This is a genomic window from Chryseobacterium sp. MYb328 (genome assembly GCF_037572595.1).
Lineage (GTDB): Bacteria > Bacteroidota > Bacteroidia > Flavobacteriales > Weeksellaceae > Chryseobacterium > Chryseobacterium pennae.
Genome location: NZ_JBBGZQ010000004.1, coordinates 98,128 through 122,125 on the forward strand (window position 1 = coordinate 98,128; position 23,998 = coordinate 122,125).

Annotated in this window: 18 protein-coding genes; 7 read left to right on the forward strand and 11 right to left on the reverse strand. The window is 37.7% G+C overall.

The features are described from left to right. Positions 1-60: 60 nt before the first annotated feature. Positions 61-495 carry an META domain-containing protein gene (locus tag WH267_RS06085; RefSeq protein WP_340006539.1) on the reverse strand — a complete coding sequence of 145 codons (435 nt, stop codon included), beginning with the start codon at positions 493-495 and terminating at the stop codon, positions 61-63. Between the two features lie 86 nt (positions 496-581). On the opposite strand from WH267_RS06085, the gene WH267_RS06090 reads away from it, so the two are divergent. After that, positions 582-2,789 carry a S46 family peptidase gene (locus WH267_RS06090; RefSeq protein WP_340006542.1) on the forward strand — a complete coding sequence of 736 codons (2,208 nt, stop codon included), beginning with the start codon at positions 582-584 and terminating at the stop codon, positions 2,787-2,789. 76 nt (positions 2,790-2,865) lie between these two features. Beyond that, positions 2,866-3,342, forward strand: coding sequence for a YdeI/OmpD-associated family protein (locus WH267_RS06095; RefSeq protein ID WP_340006543.1), 477 nt, complete (start codon positions 2,866-2,868; stop codon positions 3,340-3,342). 18 nt (positions 3,343-3,360) lie between these two features. Here the strand turns inward: WH267_RS06095 and WH267_RS06100 are convergent, their stop codons facing one another. Next, positions 3,361-3,642, reverse strand: a complete 282-nt coding sequence (locus tag WH267_RS06100; RefSeq protein WP_340006545.1) for a hypothetical protein — start codon at positions 3,640-3,642, stop codon at positions 3,361-3,363. Positions 3,643-3,838: 196 nt separating this feature from the next. Between WH267_RS06100 and WH267_RS06105 the strand changes: the two genes are divergently transcribed. Then, positions 3,839-5,062: a spondin domain-containing protein gene (locus tag WH267_RS06105; RefSeq protein WP_340006547.1), complete on the forward strand. Its 1,224-nt coding sequence runs from the start codon at positions 3,839-3,841 to the stop codon at positions 5,060-5,062. A gap of 67 nt (positions 5,063-5,129) precedes the next feature. On the opposite strand, the gene WH267_RS06110 is transcribed toward WH267_RS06105, so the two are convergent. The 7 genes from WH267_RS06110 to WH267_RS06140 all read right to left on the reverse strand — a co-directional run bounded on the left by WH267_RS06110 (position 5,130) and on the right by WH267_RS06140 (position 16,128). Then, positions 5,130-8,237 (reverse strand): non-ribosomal peptide synthetase family protein, encoded by a 3,108-nt coding sequence (locus WH267_RS06110; protein WP_340006549.1) that lies wholly within the window; start codon positions 8,235-8,237, stop codon positions 5,130-5,132. Between the two features lie 707 nt (positions 8,238-8,944). Further along, positions 8,945-10,480 (reverse strand): YifB family Mg chelatase-like AAA ATPase, encoded by a 1,536-nt coding sequence (locus WH267_RS06115; RefSeq protein ID WP_340006551.1) that lies wholly within the window; start codon positions 10,478-10,480, stop codon positions 8,945-8,947. A gap of 132 nt (positions 10,481-10,612) precedes the next feature. Next, positions 10,613-11,530, reverse strand: a complete 918-nt coding sequence (locus WH267_RS06120; RefSeq protein WP_340006553.1) for a hypothetical protein — start codon at positions 11,528-11,530, stop codon at positions 10,613-10,615. A 970-nt stretch (positions 11,531-12,500) separates the two neighbouring features. Next, positions 12,501-13,463, reverse strand: coding sequence for a T9SS type A sorting domain-containing protein (locus tag WH267_RS06125; RefSeq protein ID WP_340006554.1), 963 nt, complete (start codon positions 13,461-13,463; stop codon positions 12,501-12,503). A 46-nt stretch (positions 13,464-13,509) separates the two neighbouring features. Continuing rightward, positions 13,510-14,901: an outer membrane beta-barrel protein gene (locus tag WH267_RS06130; protein WP_340006556.1), complete on the reverse strand. Its 1,392-nt coding sequence runs from the start codon at positions 14,899-14,901 to the stop codon at positions 13,510-13,512. Further along, positions 14,894-15,460 (reverse strand): RNA polymerase sigma factor, encoded by a 567-nt coding sequence (locus WH267_RS06135; RefSeq protein WP_115968439.1) that lies wholly within the window; start codon positions 15,458-15,460, stop codon positions 14,894-14,896. Before WH267_RS06135 ends, WH267_RS06130 begins: the two co-directional genes overlap by 8 nt. Before the next feature lie 92 nt (positions 15,461-15,552). After that, the gene (locus WH267_RS06140; RefSeq protein WP_340006559.1) at positions 15,553-16,128 is read right to left on the reverse strand and encodes a DUF4840 domain-containing protein; all 576 of its coding nucleotides are present in this window, start codon (positions 16,126-16,128) and stop codon (positions 15,553-15,555) included. A gap of 278 nt (positions 16,129-16,406) precedes the next feature. Between WH267_RS06140 and WH267_RS06145 the strand changes: the two genes are divergently transcribed. The 4 genes from WH267_RS06145 (at position 16,407) to WH267_RS06160 (ending at position 19,347) form a co-directional block, all read left to right on the forward strand. Then, on the forward strand, positions 16,407-17,291 hold the full coding sequence (locus WH267_RS06145) for a helix-turn-helix domain-containing protein (RefSeq protein WP_340006560.1): 885 nt from the start codon (positions 16,407-16,409) through the stop codon (positions 17,289-17,291). Between the two features lie 183 nt (positions 17,292-17,474). Further along, on the forward strand, positions 17,475-18,077 hold the full coding sequence (locus tag WH267_RS06150; RefSeq protein ID WP_123320339.1) for an isochorismatase family protein: 603 nt from the start codon (positions 17,475-17,477) through the stop codon (positions 18,075-18,077). 23 nt (positions 18,078-18,100) lie between these two features. Next, positions 18,101-18,844, forward strand: a complete 744-nt coding sequence (locus WH267_RS06155) for a pirin family protein (RefSeq protein ID WP_340006564.1) — start codon at positions 18,101-18,103, stop codon at positions 18,842-18,844. Positions 18,845-18,855: 11 nt separating this feature from the next. Then, positions 18,856-19,347: a cupin domain-containing protein gene (locus WH267_RS06160; RefSeq protein WP_340006566.1), complete on the forward strand. Its 492-nt coding sequence runs from the start codon at positions 18,856-18,858 to the stop codon at positions 19,345-19,347. 79 nt (positions 19,348-19,426) lie between these two features. On the opposite strand, the gene WH267_RS06165 is transcribed toward WH267_RS06160, so the two are convergent. Together WH267_RS06165 and WH267_RS06170 are read right to left on the reverse strand one after the other, a co-directional pair. Continuing rightward, positions 19,427-20,842: a TolC family protein gene (locus WH267_RS06165; RefSeq protein WP_340006567.1), complete on the reverse strand. Its 1,416-nt coding sequence runs from the start codon at positions 20,840-20,842 to the stop codon at positions 19,427-19,429. Next, positions 20,829-23,987, reverse strand: coding sequence for an efflux RND transporter permease subunit (locus tag WH267_RS06170; RefSeq protein ID WP_340006568.1), 3,159 nt, complete (start codon positions 23,985-23,987; stop codon positions 20,829-20,831). Before WH267_RS06170 ends, WH267_RS06165 begins: the two co-directional genes overlap by 14 nt. Positions 23,988-23,998: the final 11 nt, after the last annotated feature.

The following is a 23,998-nucleotide window of genomic DNA, read 5'->3' on the forward strand; positions in this document are numbered from 1 at the left end:
TTTTCAAACAAAAAGAAGTCCGCTCAATGGCGGACTTTTATATTGAAGAAACTGAGAGTATCAATCCCAATCAGCAGCAACAAATTTCATTGTGTTCCCTTGATTGTCTGACAATGTAAGGAAATGTCCTTCTACAGAATATTTCGTCATGGTTTCAATTTTTTTCTGAAATGAGCTTTCCAGGTTCATATCCTGGCATGCTTTCATTGTACTTATTCCCTGGGAAATCTTCACTATCCCACCTTTTTTAAATTCGAAAGTAAAGGACATCTGGTTGCAACCCATGTATGCATTTCCCTGAATTTTACTGTTGTCCAGCTTCCCTGTCAGATTCATTTCAGCTTTATGGGCAATCAGCTGATCTTTAGAAAAACCAGCAAAAGAAACCAGCATCCATTGTCTTTGGAGGTAAGGATTTTTATCCGGAACAGCAGAGCAATTTAAAACAAGTCCCAGAAATAATACTGCAAAAAGGGGGAATAGTATTTTTTTCATGTGGATTATCATCCCATTTTCATACCAATCCGGGACAGAATATCGTAAAAATTAGTAAATTAGCAACACAAAAATTATTTTATAAAATGAAAAGACTATTTCTACTATTCACTTTCTTGCTGGGCTTTGCTCAGATGAGGGCGGATGAGGGGATGTGGCTGCTAATGCTCATCAAAAGACTTAACGGTGTTGATATGCAAAAAGAAGGTCTACATCTAACGCCTGAGGAAATTTATTCAGTTAACAATTCCAGCTTAAAGGATGCTATCGTAAGTTTCGGTGGTTTCTGTACTGGGGAGATTGTTTCTGATAAAGGACTTTTATTCACGAACCACCACTGCGGTTACGGAGCAGTAGCTGCTGCTTCTACTCCGGAAAAAGATTATTTGAAAAACGGTTTCTGGGCAATGAAACAGAAAGACGAGTTCAATGCAAAGGATCTTTATGTAAGATTTTTAGTGAGAATGGATGATGCTACTCAGAGAATCACATCCAAGCTAAACAACAATATGACCGGAGCAGAGAGAAAAGCTGTAATTGATGCTGAAACTAAAGCCATTCAAACAGAAAACTCTGAAAACGGAAAATACACTGTAGTTGTAAAAGATTTCTTTAACGGAAATGAATTCTACTATTTCGTATACCAGGATTATAAAGACGTAAGATTAGTAGGTGCTCCACCTTCATCATTAGGGAAATTCGGTGGTGATACTGATAACTGGGAGTGGCCAAGACACACTGCAGACTTTACTGTTTTCAGAGTGTATGCTGATGCTGCAGGAAATCCTGCTGAATATTCTCCAAGCAACGTTCCTATGAAGCCTAAGCACTTCTTACCAGTTTCTCTTAAAGGAATTAAGCCAGGAGATTTCTCAATGATCTTAGGATATCCAGGTAGAACAAACCGTTATTTGACTTCTTACGGAATTCAGCAGATGGTAGGTAAAGACTACCCGGCTTGGGTTGAAGCTTCCAAAACTGCGATGGATGTTATGAAGAAGTACATGGATAAGGATAAAGCAACTCAGCTTAACTATGCTTCTCAGTATGCTTCTGTAGCTAACTACTGGAAAAACAGACAGGGAACGATTGATGCTGTAGAGAAAAACGGTACAATCACTGACAAACAAAAAATTGAAGACATTTACAAAAAATGGTCTGCAATGCCAGGAAATGAGGCTTATGATGGTATCTTACTTGATATTGAGGCTTATTACAAGCAAGCTTCTGACAGAAATGTTGAAAGAAACTATGCTTCTCAGTTCACAAGAAATGCTAAATATATTTCTCTTGCTTTACAGGTAGGATCTGTGCTTAAAGCTTATGCTGCTCAGGATATGCAGGGAAGATTAGCGATGAAGCCTAAAACTGAAGCTGCTATTAAAGCTGCTTATGAAAATTTCAGCCCTTCTCTAGAAGGTGAAATGCTTGCTGCAATGACCAGTCTTTATCAGGCTAGAGTAAAAAATAAAGAAGTAGCTTCTGCTACTATCCTGGGATTAGACGCTAAAACAGTTTCTAACCTTGCTTATTCTTCTATTTTTGCAAACAAGACATCTGCTACCAACTTCTTATTAAACCCTGATGCATTAAAACTTGATGCTGATCAACTTTGGAAAGCAGCAAATGGTATTGTTGCTGATCAGAAAATGAGCGCTGAAAGATATGTAAAGATTGATGATAACTTTGCTAAAAACAGCCGTCTATTCTTAGCTGGCTTAGTAAAAGCTATGCCTGAGAAGAAATTCTATCCGGACGCTAACTCTACTATGAGATTAACTTACGGTACTGTAGATAAACTTCCTATCAGAGAAGACAGAAACTATTTCGGTGTTACTGATAACTACTATACAGATATGTCTGGTCTTGTTGGAAAATACAAGAAAGGTGATGAAGAATTCGATCTTCCTCAAAGAGTTATCGATCTTTATAACCTTAAAGATTTCGGACAGTATGCTGATGCAAAAGGATATATGCCTGTAAACTTCCTTTCTAACAATGACATTACAGGAGGTAACTCTGGTTCTCCGGTAATTGACGGGGATGGAAACCTTATCGGTATTGCATTTGACGGAAACAGCGAAGCATTAAGCGGTGATATTGTATTTGAACAAGAATGGCAAAAAACAATCAACGTAGACGTTCGTTTCGTTCTTTGGACAATCGATAAATTTGCAGGTGCAAGAAGATTAGTTGATGAATTAAAGCTTGTAAGAGATGCAAACACTCCGGCTGATACAAAAACTAAAAACTCAGGTACTACAGCAATGCCTAAGAAAACAAAGAAAAAATAATCTTATCTGATATATTTTTGAAACCGTGAAAGTAATTTTCACGGTTTTTTTATTTTTGAATATTAAAATATTACCCATGAGTATTCAACCTATATTATTCACAGCCATCATTAAGCAAAACGGAGAAATGAATGCTGCTTTTGTGGAGTTTCCCTTTTCAACAGAAGAGTTATTTAACAAAAAAGGACAGGTAAAAATTAAAGCCATATTTGACGATAAAGTTGAATATCGTGGAAGTCTCGCTAAAATGAAATCTGACTGCCATATTTTAGGACTGACACAAGAGGTAAGAAAACAGTTGGGGAAAACTTTTCGGGATGAGGTTACCGTCTCTCTCCTTGAAGATAAAGAAGAACGGACTCTTGAAATAGCCGATGACATTGCTCTTGCTTTTAAAGAAAACCCTGAAGCCAAAGCATTATTCGATACAATGAGCTATACTCACAAAAAAGAATATATCCGCTGGATTGATGATGCTAAAAAGCCAGAGACAAGAGAAAACAGAAAGATCAAAATGATTCAGATGATTTTGAACGGAAAAAGAGGAATTTAACCTCATTTCCTTAAGATATTACTCTTTTAATTCTGCTTTCAGATATTGTCTCCCTCCTCCATTGGTTACTGTCAGGAAGCCTTCATAATGGGCAATCTTCACTCCAAGATCATTGATGACTTCTTTAAAATAGCCTGCCTTTTCCAAACTATGGGACTGCCATAGAAATCGTGCTGATTGCCCACTTTCATTTTGAAACACCAATGAACCTATTCTATTTTCAAATCCGGCAGATGTAAGATCTACCACCATACTCTCATTAGCGACAAAGTCTTTAGCCATTATTATATAATTATCCATTATTTTTCTTTTAATTATAATATTTGTTATTCTGGTGCAAAGATTCTTATCTACAGCGACAAAACTCGACGTATTATTTCCAATATAAAAGTCTCTCAAAACAATCTGATCCTGTATCATCAAAAAAATATAACCTTTTTCTGTCAGGATTTTAAAAAGGGCCCGACTATGATCGTAACTATAAAAAATCACTGTTATGAAAAAGACCTTTTTAAAAATTACAGCATCTGTAGCAGCAATTATGACTGCATTTGCACTTTCAGCCTGTAATGATTCAGACAATAACATGATGGACATCCCCTCTCAAAGGACCATTACTTTTGAAAATATTGTTACTCCTAAAGATTTTGTGGAAAGTGGAAGTTTTCAGGGAACTGGTACACCTCCAATTATTTTACCAGGACAGTCTGCATCTATTACATTCAGCGCGGGAAAAGCGCAGGCTCTTATGTTGGCTACTATGTACGGAGCCTCTAAAGATTGGTTTTTTGCTTCGAAACAACCAGGTATAAAACTGTTTACCGACAATGGAACGGCCATCACCGGAGATGTTTCTTCAAGTGTATTGCTATGGGATAACGGAACGAAAGATAACGTGACCGGACAAGCGGAAAATAAACCTATCACTCAGGTTCCCAATGTGAATGCCTCACAACTGATGAAACTTAACCTTTCCTATAATGAGACAACGTCCGAATTTACTTTAACCATCAACAATACTTCAGGTGGAACGGTTAATGAAACGCCTTTTTCTCCTGGAGTCTGGGCTGTTTCCAATTACAATGGAACTCAATTATTGAACTCTGTTCCGTTTTTCACTCCCAACTCTTTATCTAATCCTGAAATTACGGATATTGCTCAAATGGGAAATATTGATAAGATGAAAGCAAAGCTTAACGCAAATACAGGAATCATGACAGGCCTTTCTCCTGCTTTGGTGGTCATTTATCGTGGAGATAAAAACCCCATCTATGAATTGGGAAAAATGGATAAAGGAATGGGACTAAAAGAAATTGCGCAAACCGGAAATGTAAGCAAACTGCAAAACAGTTTAAAATCTTTCCCTGGTATTAAAGGGATCTACGTTGCCGGGAATGCTCCTGTTCCTCCGGGAAATAAGATCATGACTAAATTCACAGCAGATCAGGGTGATAAAATTGCCTATGCTACCATGTTTGGTTTTTCCAATGACTGGTTCTATGCTAATGAGGCAAGCATTGATGCTACTGTAAAGGGAGATCTTAGTTCAAAAACTACATTATTTGATTCCGGAACAGGTGTAGATCAATATCCAGGAGCAGGAAACCGCCAGGCTTTATTCGGGGGCACTCCACAAAGTGAAAATATGGTAATTTCAAAGGTTGGAACCCAATATCCTGTTCCCGCTGTACAAAATGTGATTAAAGTAACAGTGAATTAAATTCATTGTATGAATTTAAAAATACCAGACAGTTTCTGTCTGGTATTTTATTTCCAAAGCTTAAAACTTACAAAACTGAGATTCCGAGATACTTTAAATAAGCATCTAATAGCTTTTTATCAAATACAGGTTCTTTAATCTCTGATCCTTCCAGGAATTGAATCACATTGGAACAATCCCACACATAGGTATTCTGGTATAACTCAACAGTGGATAAACCTTCATGCATATTATCCCTGAAAAGACTAGTCAGCGGATACAGCCTGTTTTTACTGTCATCTTCCCATTGTTTTCGCCATTCTTTGTAAGGGAGATCTTTGAGTATAAACGGATAATGCTTTTTCATGAGTCCGAAGAAGCCTTCTAAGGTAAGATTCGTTTCCGGGCTGGCAATTAGATTGAATTTCTTGCCTATAGCTTCTTTATTTTTTGTAATATAAGCCATAGATCTGGTCATATAATCAACAGTAATCAAACCTTCTCTCAATTCCGTCAATGCCGGATAAGACTGGAATTCCACACAGTTTTTCACTAATCCCGACCACCATTGATATGGTGCACTTGCCCCCGTTTCACTATGGCACATCGCATATCCTAATCTGTAGGTAATGAGCGGTAACCCTTCTTTAGCGGCCAGATCTGCAATAGCTTCCATCACCCATTTGCTTCTTACATATCCGATATCTTTGCTTACTGACATCAGGTTCTGAGCAATATCATCAGATTCCAGCATCACGGTTTTACCGGTAAACAGATGTCCCCAGCTATACACTGATATTGTGGATAGCAGTGCCAAACATTTTATTCTTTCCGCCCCTGCGAGTTTTATAATTTCTCTCAGCCCTTCTACATTCGGTGCTTTCATATAAGAATATGGTTCTATGAAATTTACGGAACTTCCTGAATGATAAATCAGGTCTGTCTTTTCTGCCAGCATTGTATATGTTTCTTCAGAAAGACCCAATGATGGTTGTGAGAGATCACCAATCACAGGAATAATTCTTGATTGCTGCTCTTCTTTTTGAGGAATGGCAAATTCTTTATAACAACGAGCTATTTTTTCTTTAGCCTGAAAATCATCCTGAGCTCTTACCAGACAATAGATATCAGCACTTGTTGTATCTAAAAGTTCCTGTACAAGATGAATTCCTACAAATCCCGTAACTCCGGTTAAAAATATTACTGACGGATTTTCCAGTTGTTTGGGGTTAAAATCGCCTTCAAATACTGTTCCTGGAGCAAGATAAACATCCTGCTGCAGCTCTATATAAGGCTCTACATCTTCCACCGGCACTGATTCTCTCGCTTCTTTAGACCTGACAATTAAAATTTCCGAAAGTTGCTGCAATACGGGATACTGATAAATATCTCGAAGGTATACTTTTGTATCAAGTCTTCTTTCCAGTGCTACTGCCACTACAGCGACCAACAATGAGTTTCCTCCGATGTCAAAGAAGTTATCTGTAATATTAATCACAGGACGTTCCAGCTCTGTAGACCATATATCTGATATTATTCTTTCTGTTTCATTAGTTGGTGGCTCAAAGGAAACCAGATCTTTTGCCTCCTTATCTGCCAGATCCTTTAAAGCATCGGAATCTGTCTTCCCATTGGCTGTAAGTGGAATTTTATCTATAAAAATAATCTGGGCAGGAATCATATATCCTGGTAATTCTTCTTTCAGTAAGTTTCTGACAGAGTTAACATCTTTCTCAGAACTTTGTTTTGCAACAATAAAAGCGATAAGGTATTTATTGCTTCCCGTTGTTTCTTTTGTGATCACAGTAGCTTCCTGTACATTCTCCTGCTGGCTCAGAGTCCTTTCTATCTCTCCCAGCTCTACCCGAAATCCACGGATTTTTATCTGATTATCTATTCTTCCTAAAAATTCAATATCTCCATCGGGAAGCCACTTGGCCAGATCTCCAGTTCGGTATAATTTTTCTTCTTTTCTAAATGGATTAGTCATAAACTTTTCAGTAGTGAGCTCTTCATTATTAAGATAACCTTTAGCCAAAAGGTCTCCTCCTATATATAACTCACCGATAGCTCCTACGGGTAACAGTTCCATATTCTCTGTTAAAATATAAGCTTTGGCATTTGCTATAGGCCTGCCTATTGAAGATACATACTTTCCACCAACATCTTTAATTTTTTTGAATGTTGCAAATACTGTACACTCGGTTGGTCCATAATAATCAATCAATTCATAACTTAACTCTGCAGTTAATACCGGCTTCAGTTTCTCTCCACCTGTAAAAAGATATTTCAGTTTCAAATCAGGAAAGTTTCTGGTATGTTCCACCACAGCAGGAGCCAGTACTGCCGGTACAAAGCCATGGGTAATATGATTTCTGTAATAATAATCTACCAAAGCAGAAGCTTCTGCTCTTTCTTCGTTCTCTGCCATAAAAAGTGTAGCCCCAGCAGTGAGTGCCGACCATGTTTCCCACACTGAGATATCAAATGCCAAACCTGCAACAATAGTGAGATGTGAGGTATGATCTACATGAAAGTGATGGTTGTGCCATGTTACCAAATGTTGAATGGCCTGATGGGTAATCATTACTCCTTTAGGTTTTCCAGTAGACCCAGAGGTATAAATTGTATATGCAAGAGCGTCCTGATGAATTTCAACTTCCAGCTGTTCTGAAGAAAAGGACTCCAGGTCCGCCACGCCATCAAGATGAAAGACTTCTCTATTATTATTTTCCGACAGCTGTAAGCCAAGATGAGAATTCGTAATTATAATCTCAGAGTTGGTATCTGAAATTATATATTCTACCCTTTTTGCGGGATATGCCGGATCTATCGGAACATAAGCTGCACCCGTTTTTACAACTCCAAGAACCGCTATTAGCCACTCAATAGAACGGTCAAGCCATATAGGAACAAACATCTTTTCTTTAATTCCTTCAGCTAATAATTTATTAGCCAGCCGGTTACTTTCCACGTCCAGTTCTTTATAAGTAATAGACTGCTCCTGAAATATTGCAGCAATATGATCAGGGCGAAGCTCCACCTGCTTTCTGAAAAGGGATACCAGGGTTTCTTCCTGTTTGTAATCCCACCCTGTTTTATTAAAGTCATTTAAAAGTTTTTCTTTGTCTCCAGGAGACAACAAGACGGAGGTTCCCAATGATTGGGTTTCTAAAGTTGGTGTTGAGTTTGACATTGTAATGATGTAATTTGGTTAAAAGTTTAGTTTTTATCACTTCTCCATTAAGCCTCATTTTACAGCTAATGATCTGACAGTGAACTTCTTCCACTATCCAATAAGCCTAGAGAAGAACAGAGTATACAGTATAAGCACAACTGAAGAATTCAATGTGTATTTTATATAAAAAGCCTGTAAATGGTAGGTGTAGAGAAGTTCAGGTGATCTGTTCAGTGAACAGAACTATAAATAAAGATGCTCTTTACTTATTACTCTCAGAAAAGAATGGAAAGAATATTTTATTCTTCCATGTTTGGCTTTAATAGAAATTCGTTTTTCTTTTTAACAATTCTAATGTCATAATGTGATATTTTTAATAATTCAATAATCAAATTTAACATAATAAAACGGATAAATTGTTACATAATTACAACATAATCCCACATAAGAGATTTAACCCATACAAAAAACACCCTGACTGACAATAGAATAGATTAAAAAAAAATAACAACCACTAAGAATTTATCTTAAAAATAAATAATGCTCAGCAAGTATTATTTTATAAAATATTTCGGTTTGTAACCTGCAAAACGATCAGTATTATTGTGATAATAAATATTATAACCATGGTTTTAGTTCAAAAAAACAATGACATTTTGATTGCAACGTTGAAAATACTGGTAAATAAGGTAATTTTAAAGATTGTTTTTCAATTTACATGATTCCTAAGCATTCCAGAATTCCCGGTCTAAACTTCTATACTGAATGGCTTCGGAAATATGATGGGAAAGAATTTTTTCAGATTCCTCAAGATCAGCAATAGTACGGGCAACTTTCAGAATTCTGTCGTAGGCTCTTGCTGAAAGGTTCAGCTTTTCCATTGCCAGCTTTATAAGATTAAAAGATGTTTCGTCCAGATCACAGAATGCTTCAATTTCTTTTGGGCCAATCTGGGCATTACTGCTGATATTAAGATTTTTATACCGTTCGTTCTGAATCTCTCTTGCGATCAAGACCCGCTCCCTGATGTCTTTACTGTTTTCTCCTTTTCTTTTTTCTGAAAGCTGCTCAAATTCTACTTTCTGAACCTCAATATGAATATCAATCCTGTCTAAAAGCGGCCCGGAAAGTTTATTCATATACCGTTGCATTTCATATACCGAAGAGGTATTGTTAGGATCATCCGGAAAAAAACCGCTCGGGCTTGGGTTCATCGAAGCAACCAGCATAAAACTTGCAGGATAATTGACAGTGAATCTGGCTCGGGAAATTGTCACTTCCCTATCTTCCAAAGGCTGTCTCATAACTTCCAGTACTGTCCGCTTAAACTCCGGCATTTCATCCAGAAACAAAACTCCGTTGTGGGCCAGTGAAATTTCTCCCGGCTGGGGATAGCTTCCACCACCTACAAGTGCCACATCTGAAATCGTATGATGTGGTGAACGAAATGGCCTTACTGTCATTAATGAAGCTTCTGTTCCTATTTTTCCTGCGACAGAATGTATTTTTGTGGTTTCCAGTGCCTCTTTCAATGTTAATGGAGGTAAAATACTTGGAACTCTTTTTGCCAGCATTGTCTTTCCGCTTCCGGGAGGACCGATCAAAATGATATTATGCCCGCCGGCAGCCGCTACTTCCATTGCTCTTTTAGCAGATTCCTGGCCCTTCACTTCAGAGAAATCAAACGGAAAATTATTGATTCTTTCATGGAACTCTTTTTTGGTATCCAATATGACCCTCTCAATAGGTTTTCCTTCATTAAAAAAGTCGATAACTTCCTTTATATTTTCTACTCCATATACTTCAAGGTCACTGACTATGGCTGCTTCTCTGGCATTCTGAATGGGAAGAATAATTCCTTTAAATCCTTCCTCTCTGGCTTGAATTGCTATGGGCAAAACGCCTTTAATAGGCTGCAGACTTCCGTCTAACGAAAGCTCTCCCATAATGATATAGTTCTGAACCTCTTCGGCCAGAATCTGATCTGATGCCGCTAGAATTCCAACAGCAATACTCAGATCATAAGCAGAGCCTTCTTTTCTAAGGTCTGCAGGAGCCATATTAATGGTAATTTTCTTACCGGGAATTTTATAGCCTACATTTTTTAAAGCTGCAGAAATTCTATAACTGCTTTCTTTGATCGCATTATCAGGAAGGCCTACCAAATGGTACCCCACTCCGCCGGTATCTACATTTACTTCAATGATTATCGTCTGGGCAGCAACGCCATGAATGGCACTGCCATAAATTTTGATCAGCATGGTGTGTTTTTGAAGTAAATATAATTAATATACTGTTTTGAAAATATGACACTTATGCTGATAATTTTCTATAGAAAAAAGAATTCTTAAAATGATTTTAAGAAAAGTAAAGATTCAAACATCAATTAGTTTTTAGTGATCACAATTCGCCACAAAGACCGGTTTCCCAAATGTTTTAACAGCAACCTGCGGTTGAGTAGTTCCTGTAACCTTATCAAACTTCATCAATACATTGTTATCATGATAGTCTTTACTTTTATAATCCACCTGTTTTTCCGGTACACCAAGGCTTACATATACATTCTTGATTTTGTTGTATTTATAGTTATTCAAATCTATTTTTTCGTTCATATCATCATTGGTGTTATACGCATTGTTCACCAATTTATATTCCGCATCAAAAGCCATATCGAATGATTGATTCATGAATTCCAGCTCTTTTTCATTGGAAAACACTTCTTTTACAGTAGATTTTTTAATCACCTCACCTGACTCGCTATTCAGTTCCGACAATCCTTTTTTTGTGATTTTTAAAATGAAATCATGGTGATACAAACTATCCTGCATATGCTGAACAATAAAATCATTATAATCACCAGTCGGAAAATTATAGATCAGTTTTGGGATATCAACCTCTAATCCATTTTCATATTTCTTTTCTTCTAACAGGGTAATGACTGGCCATTTTTCTTTGAAAACATGAACATTAGGATAGTCAAGACAGTTGGCTTCATCATTAAAAAGAGACTGCATTTTATTTGGGAACTCGCCTACAACAATATTACTGTTTCCAATACCATCTCCCGCAAAATTAATACGCATTCCAGTTTTAATATCTGTATTTTTACGGGCATATACATAGAATTTAGATTCAGGATTTTTAGGTTTCAGATAAAGAAGATCTTTTTCAACGCTCCATGTTCCTTTTATCAGCGTTGCATAAGCAATGATCAGAAACGTCTTATTTTTATTGATAACGAAAACAGCTCCGTTTGTTTTATACACTCCATCGATATTTTCAGTGTTTTTTTGAGCCTGTATCAGTATCATACAGAATATCATTAAAGGCAGGAGTATTTTGTTAAATTTCATTTTCATCATTAAATAATTTTGATAAATATCGTAAAAAGTTATAAAGAATCCGAATTTTAGTCTACACAATATGCTTTTTGAGATCATCTGAAAATATTCTTTCAAAGTCCAGCTACACTTAGACTTTGTAGCTCATTCATTGAATTTTTAATAATTGCCATTGTACTTTATGATTTAATTGGTTGATTAATTATTTCCAAAAGTACAGGCACACAACGCCAAAACATTACGTATTATAAATTTATTGAACTTTATTTTTCTCCCTGTCACTAAAAATCAATTTTTCCAGTTTTAGTTTAAATTTCTCAAAATAAGAGAACCGTCTTTTGTAAGTCTACATTTCCTGCCTCTATCAAAAACAGAGCTTGAAAAAAAACCACCACTAAAATGAATATTTACTTGAAATAACCTACAAAAATCATTGAAAATTAAATCTTTAATTCTATTATTTCATCATAAAATGGAAATATCAGATTATAAAATAATAGACTTAGTTCTAATTCTGGTCTAAATCAGTGCTTTTATATAATGAATAATTAAGTCTATACTCCGATTTCTATAGATTTTGTTATATGATTTAATCGATTCACCATAGAAAACATCTCCATCTCCATACCTCTTTTATTAATATAACTCATTAAATATAAATACTTTACAACAAAACCTAAATCAATAATAAGCTTAATTGAAACAAAAAAATGCTCTCAGTGTTTCATGTGAAACATAAGAGATTTATTCTACCCCTTTTATATAGCTATTTTCAAGATCAATAATAGTCAGGCAGAATTAATCTGTAATATAAAGTTGAATTCGGATAATAAGCAAAATAGGTTCAGGGAGGGTTTCTATATCAGCAAAATAAAATCGGCACAAATTCATGTACCGATTTAACCACTATTAAAAACTAACGAAAAGATTATTTAATCCTTTATTTCTTTATAAATTTATTTCTATAGACTTCTCCTTTGCCATTTTTAGAAACAATGATATAACTTCCGGCTGCCAGATGGCTTACATCAATGGCTTGTCTGTACTGGTGATCATTTTTCTTAAGCACCAGTTTTCCGGACATATCTATAATGGTAACTTCCTTATACTCTTCTGATTCTTTTCCGATATACAGGAACTGTGCAGTAGGGTTTGGATATATACTTAATTTATTTTCTTTGACTTTTACTTCTCCTGTCCCCAGATTTCCACAGAACTCCCAGTTTCCGTATTCAAGTTTTACGAAGGTAAAAGGGTCCAGCATCTGGCACTGATTGGGGCAATATTCTGTACAGGCGTAGAATCCATATTCTCCCGGCTCAGAAGTGGTATAGGTATCTCCTGTCACATTTGGAATCACACAAGGGTCTCCTGTAAAAGGAGCAACAGTGGTCGGAATACATTTAAACCATGTATGAGGGCCATAGACTACAGGAAATATATCATCAAATTTCACGGGAGCACCTTCACATACATGAGCGACTCCACCATCTACAATTTCATAAGTTCCCGGAACAAAAGTGGACATCATTGCCGGAAGTCCATACACATATCCGTCTGCCATTACTGCTGCACTTTCTGCCGTACAGGCTCCCTGTGTCACTTGTACCTTAAAATAATAAAGCTGGTCGCCACCATTGATCGTTAACTGTTGTGAGGTAGCTCCCGGAATAGCTTCCCATGGATTGTTATTGGGTGTCTGCCAGGTCCATTCCTGTTTGTACCATTGGTAAGATGAGTATGTTTGTGTAGTGGAAAGTATTTCATCTTCACTTTCACAGAACAATATCTTATCCGCAAATATAGCCCCTAATCTCGGGCTGGTGATGGTAGGTTCGCACTGTGCTTTCATATTCAGAAAACCGAATAATAAAAATGTTAAAAAAGTCAGTTTTGTTTTCATATATATTGACATTTAAGGTTGATTTCTGTTTTAAAAGTCATCAGCATTAATCAATCAACAATCTGATCCCGAATTTCAAATTAAAATGCAGGGGCTTTTCCTTATAAATGGTGTTGGGAGACTTCTCATCCCTGAAATGATATCCGATCCCCGGTTCTGCGTAGATTCCCAATCGATTAACCAGCTTTACCTGAACTCCTGCTGCAGTATTTACTGAAAGCGACAGTGGCTTATGATCTATATCCTCTCTGAAAGTTTCCTTTACCTTATCGTGTACTACATAACTGGTGGTAACGTTTCCTGATATAGGCTTCTCCACCATAGCTCCTCCTGTGATATATCCTGTAAATCTTCCTTTCTGAAATACATTGTAATTGATCTGAACAGGAATTCCGATATAGTGAACGGTCTGCTCTCCTTTAATATAATTGTCATTACTGCCTGAATGGAGCTCAGAAGACAGTTTGGTATAATTCAATCCTGTTCCTATTCCCCATTTTTTTCCCAAACTATAATACACAGACATTCCGAAGGTTACCGGAATCTTATGCCTGATCCTCGCTTCTACCGGTTTACTTTGATTGGCCAGTAATATTTGGGTCATAGGATCATCTACATATTCGGAGGCGCTCCAAACTTCTTCAATATTCATTGGCGCTCCATCCATGGAGGCATACCCATGAAACTGCTGTTCTGAAGAGTTGGAGGATGCGTTTCCAGTAAGCATACTCAGCATCCATTTCTTTTCAGACCGGGATTTTATTACTTTAGTTGTGGTATTATCTGCATATTTTTCAGGCAATCCCTGCTCTACCCTATCAATCTCTTTTTCGACACCTTCATCTTTTACTTTATTATCAGCTAAAGGCATTTCCGTCATTTTATTCTCTTCCTTAGAAACTATTGGCTTCATCACCTCAGGTATTTTTATGATGTCCTGAGTATTTTCATAATATCCTTCTTCTTTTTTTCCAGATTCTTTAGATGTAATCTTTTGAACAGAAGCATGTCTTGTATTAACATTATTCTGAGTTAAAGCCTTCTCCGTCTTTGATTTCTCTCCAACCTCTATATTCTCCTGATTCCCTGCATTATTCAAAGACAGACCAGCCCCTGTTTTTTTGTTCGAATCTGATGGATTCTGCAAGATTTTCTTCTGATTCTCCTCCGGCAGCATTTTCATCATCATAAAGATCAGAACTGCTGCTGCAATACCTCCGATACGATACAACCATGAGCTCTTTATATCCGGTTTCGTTTTAGCTATCTTTTCTCCTTTATTTTCAGCATCTGTTGCAGGAATAAAGCCTGGCATCAATTTATTCTCCTCTTCTCCCGAGAACAGTTCATCGCTGATGTCATCCCACAATCCTTCCGGAACCTCTTCTTCATGGTTCTCCATTCTGCTTCGCAGGGTATTGAGCCACTCGTTATTCATATTGTGCTTTTTTTGACATTTTAAATTCCTTTATTTTCTGAACCAGCAACCCTTTTGCACGGTGAAACTGTGATGCAGAAGAATTTTCGGCGATTCCCAGCAGGGATGCAATTTCTTTATGGCTTTTCTGTTCAAACACATAAAGGTTGAAAACGGTTCTGTATCCGTCAGGAAGAGATCTGATCAATCCCATAATATCATCTTTCGGAATTTCTTCAAAATCCGGTTCATCATCATCAGGAAGATCGGGAAGATCTTCCACCTCAACAGAAGATTTAAAATCTCCGTTTTGTCTGATATGCTTAAGTGACTCATTCACTGTAATCCTGGTGATCCATGCCCTAAGAGAACCTTCTCCCCTATATTCGAACGACTCTATTGAATGGAACATCTTGATAAAGCTGTTCTGAAGTACATCATGCACATCTTCCTTTTCAGAAATATACCGTGAGCATACATAGGTCAGATTACCTGAATAAGCTCCAAAAAGCTCTTTCCAGGCGGCTTCCTCCTTCTGCAGAAGGCGGCCTATCAAAATCTGTTCTTTACTTTCTCCCATGTACTGCTCCAGTATACGATATTGATTTAAATTTCAAAGCAAAAATAGATTGCATCGTATAAATACAATCTATTTATAGTAATAACCATTAATTAATATTTTACACAGAATGGAAAATTATAATTAATCGCTTCATAAGGGGCAAGTACTGTACCGTCTACGGTAATTTTCTCTGCATTCAAAACAAATCGCATAGAGCCATCCATCCCTACATAAAATCCTTTCTGCTTAGCCGTTAATACCACTTCTGTTTTTTTTGTTGTTCCATCTACTGGTATTCTGATTTCCATCGGTTTTGGAACCAAAGACAATTCTATCACATTACTGGCTACATTTACCGAAGAGGTATATTGTATATCATATTTCACCTTTCCCAGTGCCTTGATGGCCATCTCTGCTTTTACCGGGTCTTTTACTACTGTTTTCACAATTTCATCTACTGGAAATTCTGCAAACATGACCGTATCTTTTTTGACTTTAAAATTCTTTATTTTTTCTGTTTTGCTCTCTCCCTGTACAGTAATGAGTCTCCCTTTGTAGTTTCCTATCACATCCTCCTGTTTTACCGGACGAATTTCCGGACCATCAACGGTGCATGAATACAAAGTGAAACCTGTCAATACAATTAAGATAGCTGTTAAAAATTGAGATACTGTAAATTTTTTCATTGCATTATTTTTTTCATTAAACATTAATTATTTTGAGTACTCATTGATATAAATCTCCTTTTCCGGAAATCTTGCATGCTTTTTTCAAAAAAAACAAACATTTTTCATAACTAACTGATTTAGTGATTTAAAAATTCAATTCAAATAAATGTTTTTTCTATAAAAAAATGATGATTGTTCGGAAATTCATATTTTTAAGTCGTTCAAATAACAATCATTTTTAACCTAAAATTTGTATCTTTAATATCATCAGATCTTTCTTCTAAGATGTTTAGTTTATGGAAAGTATTAAACAGATTTCTCTACAGAATTTAACCGATAATTTCAAAGACCTTACTCTTCAGGAAGGGTATATACATGTCCCGGATTTCAGAATTTCAGAAAGTCTTACTGAGCCCTACCGTTCCAATTATTATTGTATAGGATTTTTAAAAGAGGGAGAACTTGTGATTCACAGCAACCTCATCCGTCATGAGGTAAAAGCCCCTGCAATAGTGTTTGCGGACCCGGTTTCCATCAAAAACTGGGAAACGCCGGAACTTCCCTACAAAGCGGAAAGTATTCTGATTTCTGAAGACTTCTTACAGGAAAAGATCATCGAAAATAATATTCTTAAGGGATTTTCGGATCTGTCTGGAAACGGAACTTTTATTGTTCAACTCAGGAAAAAAGAGGCTGGGCATATCAAATCTATATTCAAAATAATAAGCTCCTATACGCCACCCAGATCTGTTTTCCATAAAGAGATTGTACATGGTGCTGTGTATTCTCTGGTTAATATTACGGCTAGCATCCGTACTGAACAGGGAGATATCACTCCATCTACAAACAGCCTTAGTATGCAATTCAGAAAAGCAGTAACCGAGTATGCGACCCAGCAAAGAGAATTGCAGTTCTATGCAGATCTCCTGAATATTCATCCTAAATATCTCAGCCAGATTATCCGTAAAGAAACCGGACGTACCCCAGGGAAATGGATACAACACCAAATTATCTTGGAAGCCAAAATCCTGCTTCAAAAGGAAGAAATGAGTATCGGAACCATTGCCGAACATTTAAATTTTCCTGACCCGAGTACATTTGGAAAATATTTTAAAAAATATTCAGAAACAAATCCCACTGAATACCGTAATTACATTCAGGAAATCCAACAGTATGTTTAAAATAATAATTTAAAGCAAGTATAATATTACTATCTGACCAAAGCATATTACTCGCAGCCCTTTTCCATATATGATGTATCAATTAATTTAGTGTTTTACAATTTGTCGAATCAATAACCCTAAAGATAAAATTAACAATAGGATATGACTACCTAATAATTGTAAACCCTAAATTTATACACAATGAAACATTTTAGAAAAGAAGATACTGTTATGCTACTTATTGACCACCAAACAGGAACTCTGCAATGGTGTGCCAACAGACCGAAAGAAATGATCATCAGCAGAACTATAGCACTGGCAAGAATTGCAAAAGCACTGAATATTCCCGTAGTCTTAACGAGCAGCCAGGAAGATCGTACCCAAGGAATGCTTATTCCGGAGCTCAAAGAGATTTTACCTGATGAATATGCTCAAAGGGTAAAGCGTGAAGGAATAACCAATGCATGGAAGGATGAAAACTTCAAAAAAGCAGTCCTGGAAGCAGCCGGAGACCGAAAAAATGTAATTATGGCTGGTCTTACCCATGATGTATGCATTGTATACCCTTCCCGATCTATGATAGAAGAAGGTTTTGATGTACAGGTCGTGATAGATGCAGGAGGCTCTCCTACTCAGATTGCAGATGATGTGGCTCAACAGACATGGGAAAAAGCAGGTGTACGCACTACTACTATCAACCAACTTGTTGCTGATATGATTGACAGCTGGGCAACGGAAGATGGAGAAAAGACAGTACAGATCGTATTTGAAGAAGTGATCTCCAAAATCGGACAGTTTGTGTAATTTACTTATTAAAAATAAAGAACATGTTGAAAAAAATAGATAATTCTAAAAAAATGGGCAATGCTCATATCTCAATTCTATATCCCGGATTAGACCTTACAGACAATGACACAGGATATTACAGCATCGGACGTATTGATCAGGCTCATATTCATGGAGGTGCGGTTATCAAAATGCACCCCCATATCAACGATGATATTCTTTCCTACTTCAGAACAGGTAAAGTAAAGCATACAGACTCGGAAGGTTTTACTGAATTCATCACACCTAACCGTTTGATGCTGATGAAGGCCGGCCAGCTTTTCTACCACGAAGAGGCTATATTGGACGAGCAGGAAGGGCTTCAGATATTTATCCGTCCGGGAGAAAAAGATGCTAAGCCGGAAGTTATTTTTCAGGAGCTGGATAAGGTTCACAGCATGAATCAATGGAGGCTGATTGCTTCACCCGACGCTTCCAAAACCAAGCTTCAGCTAAGCAGCAATACCTGGATATATGATATGCAGATTACTCCAGGACAGGATTTTTCACTTCCTGAAACATTCGGAGAAGACTTTGGTACTCTTTTGTATGTTTTTCAGGGTAGTTTAAAAGTGAATGATACTATTAGTCTAAGCAAAGGTGAAAGTGTATTTGTGAAAGGAGAATCTATCCGTTTTAATACTCAAGATAAAGCAGAGCTTGTCCTCTTTGTTACAGATACCCGCTCTCCTTATTATGATGGCGGTATGTACAGTGGTAATCAAATCAATAAAATATCTCACTAAAAGATTATCTTATGAAAAGTAATATCAGTATTGTCAGTCATGATCAGGGAGAAACCCTTGGCGTGGCAGGTGGAAATTACCGGATCGTAGTTTCAGGGGAAACAACCAATAATGCCTATGCCGTTATAGAAATGCTGGTTCCTCCGGGTGGCGGACCTCCACCTCATGCCCATCCTGCCACTCAGGAAATGTTTTACCTTATGGAGGGCGAACTGGAGTTTAAAACAGAAGCTGGAAAAACAACTTTGAAGAAAGGTGGTTTCGTGAATATCCCACTGAATGGCTCTGTTCATTGTTTTAAAAATGTTTCGGATAGCTATGCCCGTATGTTGTGTACCGTGGTTCCGGCAGGGCTTGAACAGGTATTCAGAGAGATAGGAACTCCGGCAAAACCAGGAGAGTTTTTACCTGTCCCTGAAATGACTCCGGAAAGGATCGCGTTATTAAAAGAAACCGACAGAAAATTCGGGCAGACTACTTATCCTCACAATTATTTAGACTAACTTCGGTTTTACCTTCAATCAATAAAAAATGCAGCCGTATGATACAGCTGCATTTTTTCTATCATTTACCTTCTACATTCTATTCTGTTCCACCGCCCAAGGCGCGGTAAAGGTCTACCTCGGCATTTAATCTTTCCAGTGTTACATTAATAGCTTCCAGGTCATTCTGAAGTTTATTATTCTGAGCTGTAATCACTTCAAGATAGGTTGCCATTCCGCTTTTGTACAGTTTTAAAGCATCACCAATTCCTTTATCTAAAATGGCTGTTCTCTGTTCCAAGAGCTGCAGTCTATCTGAGGTTCCCTGATTTTTTGCCATAGCATCAGAAACTTCTCCTACAGCCGTCATTACAGACTGTTTAAAGTTGATCGCCGCTTTTTCCTGTTCAATCAATGCCGTCTCATAAGCGGTTTTCAATTGTTTCTTTTGGAAAAGTGGGGCTGCCAGGTTAGCAGCAACAGCTTTTGTAATAGAACCCGGAATATCAAACCATGAGCTGAAATTATTAGAATTAACTCCAATCTGCGGGCTCAGACTGATACTGGGATACATTGCAGCTTTAGCCAATCCTGTTTTTGAATTCAGGCTGATGACGTTGAATTCTGCCATTTTCAGATCGGGTCTTCGGCTCAATAATTGTGCAGGAATTCCTTCTGACAGTTTATTTCCAGGAATCATCATTTTCAGATTTCCTGATCTTTCTATCTTGTTCGGATATTCACCACAAAGAATGCTCAACGCATTTTCCTGAATGGATATATTCTGTTTTGCCAGAGGAATCAAAAGTTCAGCAGTTTTCTTCTGCGCTTCTGACTGCTGCACTGCCAGTGAATTGATCTGTCCTGCCTTAAACTGTAGATCCATCATTTTAAGGGTACTGTTGCTTAATTCAATATTCTGTTCCGCAATTTTCATCTGCTCATCCAGACTTATCAGGTTATAGTATGCCTGAGCTACCTGAACAACGATCCTGCTTTTTATGGCATTCAGATTTTCTTTCTGAGCGAAATACTCAGCAGCGGCAGACTCTTTCTGCATTTTAGCTTTTCCCCAGATATCAACTTCCCAGGTCAGTCTCAGACTGGCGCTGAAATCATCCATATATTTTGTACCTACGAACTGTTCATTAAGGGATCCGTTCAGGGTATTTTTGGAAGCCCAGCTTCTGTTGGCTCCTGCACTGAAATCCAGTGTGGGAAGAAGGGACAGCTTAGCCTGCTTATAAATCAGGTCCAGCTGTTCAATATTTTTTAATGCAACATTTACTTCATTATTTCTGCTTAAAGCTTTATCTATTAACCCTATCAGTTTAGGGTCTTTAAAGAACGTTTTCCATGGAAGCACTACTGTATCTCCTGTTACCTGTATGGATTCTTTATAGGTTTCCGGTACCTGAAGATCTGTTCTTGCATAGGGTTTTCCCACAGCGCAGGACACCAGTACTGATGCCATTGCGCCTGAGATAAGGAAATTCTTTATATTAAATATTCTCATTTGTCAATTGGTTTTGGATTACAGGATACTTCTTTTTGGATGAAAATTTCTCATCCAGGTATTGGAAGAACATATACAGTACAGGAATTACAAATACTCCCAGCACCACTCCACTCAGCATTCCTATGGCAGCACTCACACTGATGGATTTATTTCCTGAAGCCATTCCTCCAGTAGAGATCATCAGTGGAATCATTCCCACGATAAAGGCCAATGAGGTCATGATGATCGGACGTAATCTCGCTTTCGCTCCTTCCAATGCGGAATCCAGAATAGAAAGTCCTGATTTCCGCCTTTGGACCGCAAATTCTACGATAAGGATCGCATTCTTCGCCAGCAAACCAATAAGCATGATTAATCCCACCTGTACATAGATGTTGTTATCCAACCCTATTGCTTTGATACCCAGGAATGCTCCTACAACTCCTGTTGGGATGGAAAGCATTACCGCTAACGGAAGTATGTAGCTTTCGTATTGTGCTGCAAGCAGCAGATATACAAACAGTAAGCACAATCCAAGGATTACCACGGTCTGATTTCCTGCTGATTTTTCTTCTAAGCTTAATCCTGTCCATTCATAACTGTAGTCAGACGGAAGTTTATTCAGGGTTGGTTCAATTTTATCCATTAAGGCTCCGTTACTGATTCCCGGCTTTGGCACTACGTTAATGTTCAGTGAATTATAAAGATTATATCGCTGTACGGATTCCGGACCGTATACTTTTTTCAAAGTAATCAGAGTACTGGCTGGAACCATTTCTCCTTTATTATTTTTCACAAAAATATCATTGAACGCCTGCTCATCCATTCTGAATACTCCATCAGCCTTAATATTCACCCTGTAAAACTTCCCGAATCTTGAGAAATTCTGAGACTGATCCCCTGAGAAATAAGTCTGTATAGAGTTTAATAAATTGGAAATACTTACTCCTAACTGCTTGGCTTTATCTTCGTTCACTTCCAGTTCCAGCTGAGGGTAATCTGCTCTGAACATGGTGTATGCATAAGCAACTTCAGGAACCTGCATCAATTGCCCGATTATATCATCTGCTTTTGCCTTAAGAGCCTGCGGATCTCTAGCCATACGGTCCTGAAGTACAATCTCTGCGTCATTTGTCACTCCATATCCTTCTACCGGAGGCATTCTGAAGCTCATTACACTTCCTTCTTTGATTACAGACAGCTTTCCGTTAACAATATTCATGATTTCGTCAATATCCTGAACAGCTCCTCTTTCTTTTTTAGGTTTTAATTTCACAAATCCCATGGCATAGGCTGGTCCGGCACTGTTACTTAATAAGTTAAATCCTGTAATGGAAGTATTCTCCTGAACTGCGTCTACCGTTTTTAAAATGGCATTGATCTTATTGGATACTTCTGTAGTTTTTGTCAGTCCGGTTCCTGGAGGCATGCTTAATGAATAGATGAAGAACCCATCATCTTCCATAGGCACAAAGCTCTTGGTGGTGCTTGACATCAACCATGCTGAAAGTCCTATAATTCCTGCTACCAATCCTGCTGCGATCCATTTACGTCCGATTAAAAATCTTACTCCTTTTGCATAACGTTCGGTCATATTATTGAAGCCTGCATTAAAGGCAACAGCGAATCTCTGTCCGAATCCTTTTTTCTTTCCACCTTCTTCTGCATGGTGATTTTTCAAAAATACAGCACATAAAGCGGGCGTTAAAGTAAGTGCGTTTACTGCAGAAATGATAATTGCAATGGCTAATGTATAAGCAAACTGTTTATAGAATAACCCTGCAGAACCTGACATAAACCCAATCGGAATAAACACAGCAGACATCACCAATGTAATGGAAATAACAGCTCCTGTAATTTCACCCATCGCTTTGTGCGTAGCATCTCTTCCTGAAAGATCTGTTCCTTCCATATTGCTGTGAACCGCCTCTACCACTACAATAGCGTCATCGACGACAATACCAATTGCCAGTACAAGAGCAAACAGCGTCAATACGTTAATGGTAAATCCTAATACCAAAAGGAAGAAGAAAGTACCAATAATGGCTACCGGAACCGCAATGGCCGGGATAATGGTAGACCTGAAATCCTGTAAGAAGACAAATACCACAATGAATACAAGGATAAATGCTTCTATCAGAGTAGATTTCACCTGTCCTGTTGCTTCATCCAATCTTTCCTTGGTACTCATTACCTTGGTATATTTAATCCCCGGAGGAAAAGATTTTGACAGTTGGTCAATTGCCTTGTTTACTCCTATTTCAATTTCATTGGCATTAGATCCTGTTGTCTGCATAATGGCAACGGTAACTGCATTTTTACCATTGGAAAGGTTATCTCCACTGTTATTAATGGAACCAAATTCTACGCGAGCCACATCTTTAAGCCTGATCACATTGGTTCCGTCATTTTTAACAACGATGTTCTCATATTGTTCAGGCTTGTTCTTTTTCCCTTTATATCGGATTACATATTCCAATGCAGCACCAGATTCTTCACCCAACTTACCGGGAGCAGACTCTAAACTGTGATCGGCAATAGCATTCGAAACATCGGATGGTTCTAATCCATAAGTGGCCATCTTCTGAGGATTCAGCCAGATTCTCATGGAATAGTCTTTAATTCCGAAAATCTGTGCCTGACCTACACCTTTTACCCTTTTTATCTGCGGGATAAGGTTGATATTGGCATAATTCTGAAGAAAAGTTTCATCATACTGTTTATTATCTTCGGTATAAATATTGAAAATCAACACCATACTGTTTTGCTGCTTTGAGGTCGTCAGTCCCATTCTTATCACCTCCTGAGGTAATATAGGAGTAGCCTGCTGTACTCTGTTCTGTACATTTACTGCGGCCTGATCGGCATTTACTCCCTGTTTGAATATAACCGAGATAGTAAATGTTCCGTCATTACTTGCCGTAGATTTCATATAGCTCATGTCTTCCACCCCATTGATCTGTTCTTCCAATGGTGTTACTACGGAACGGATTACCGTTTCACTGTTCCCCCCAGGATATGAACCTGAAACTGTAATGGTTGGCGGGGAAATATCCGGGAACCTGGTCACTGCCAGCTGGTTTAATCCTATAATCCCTAAAATGACAATAATCAGGGATATTACTGTCGCCAGTACCGGACGGTCTATTATCTTTTTTAACATTTTCGAAATTT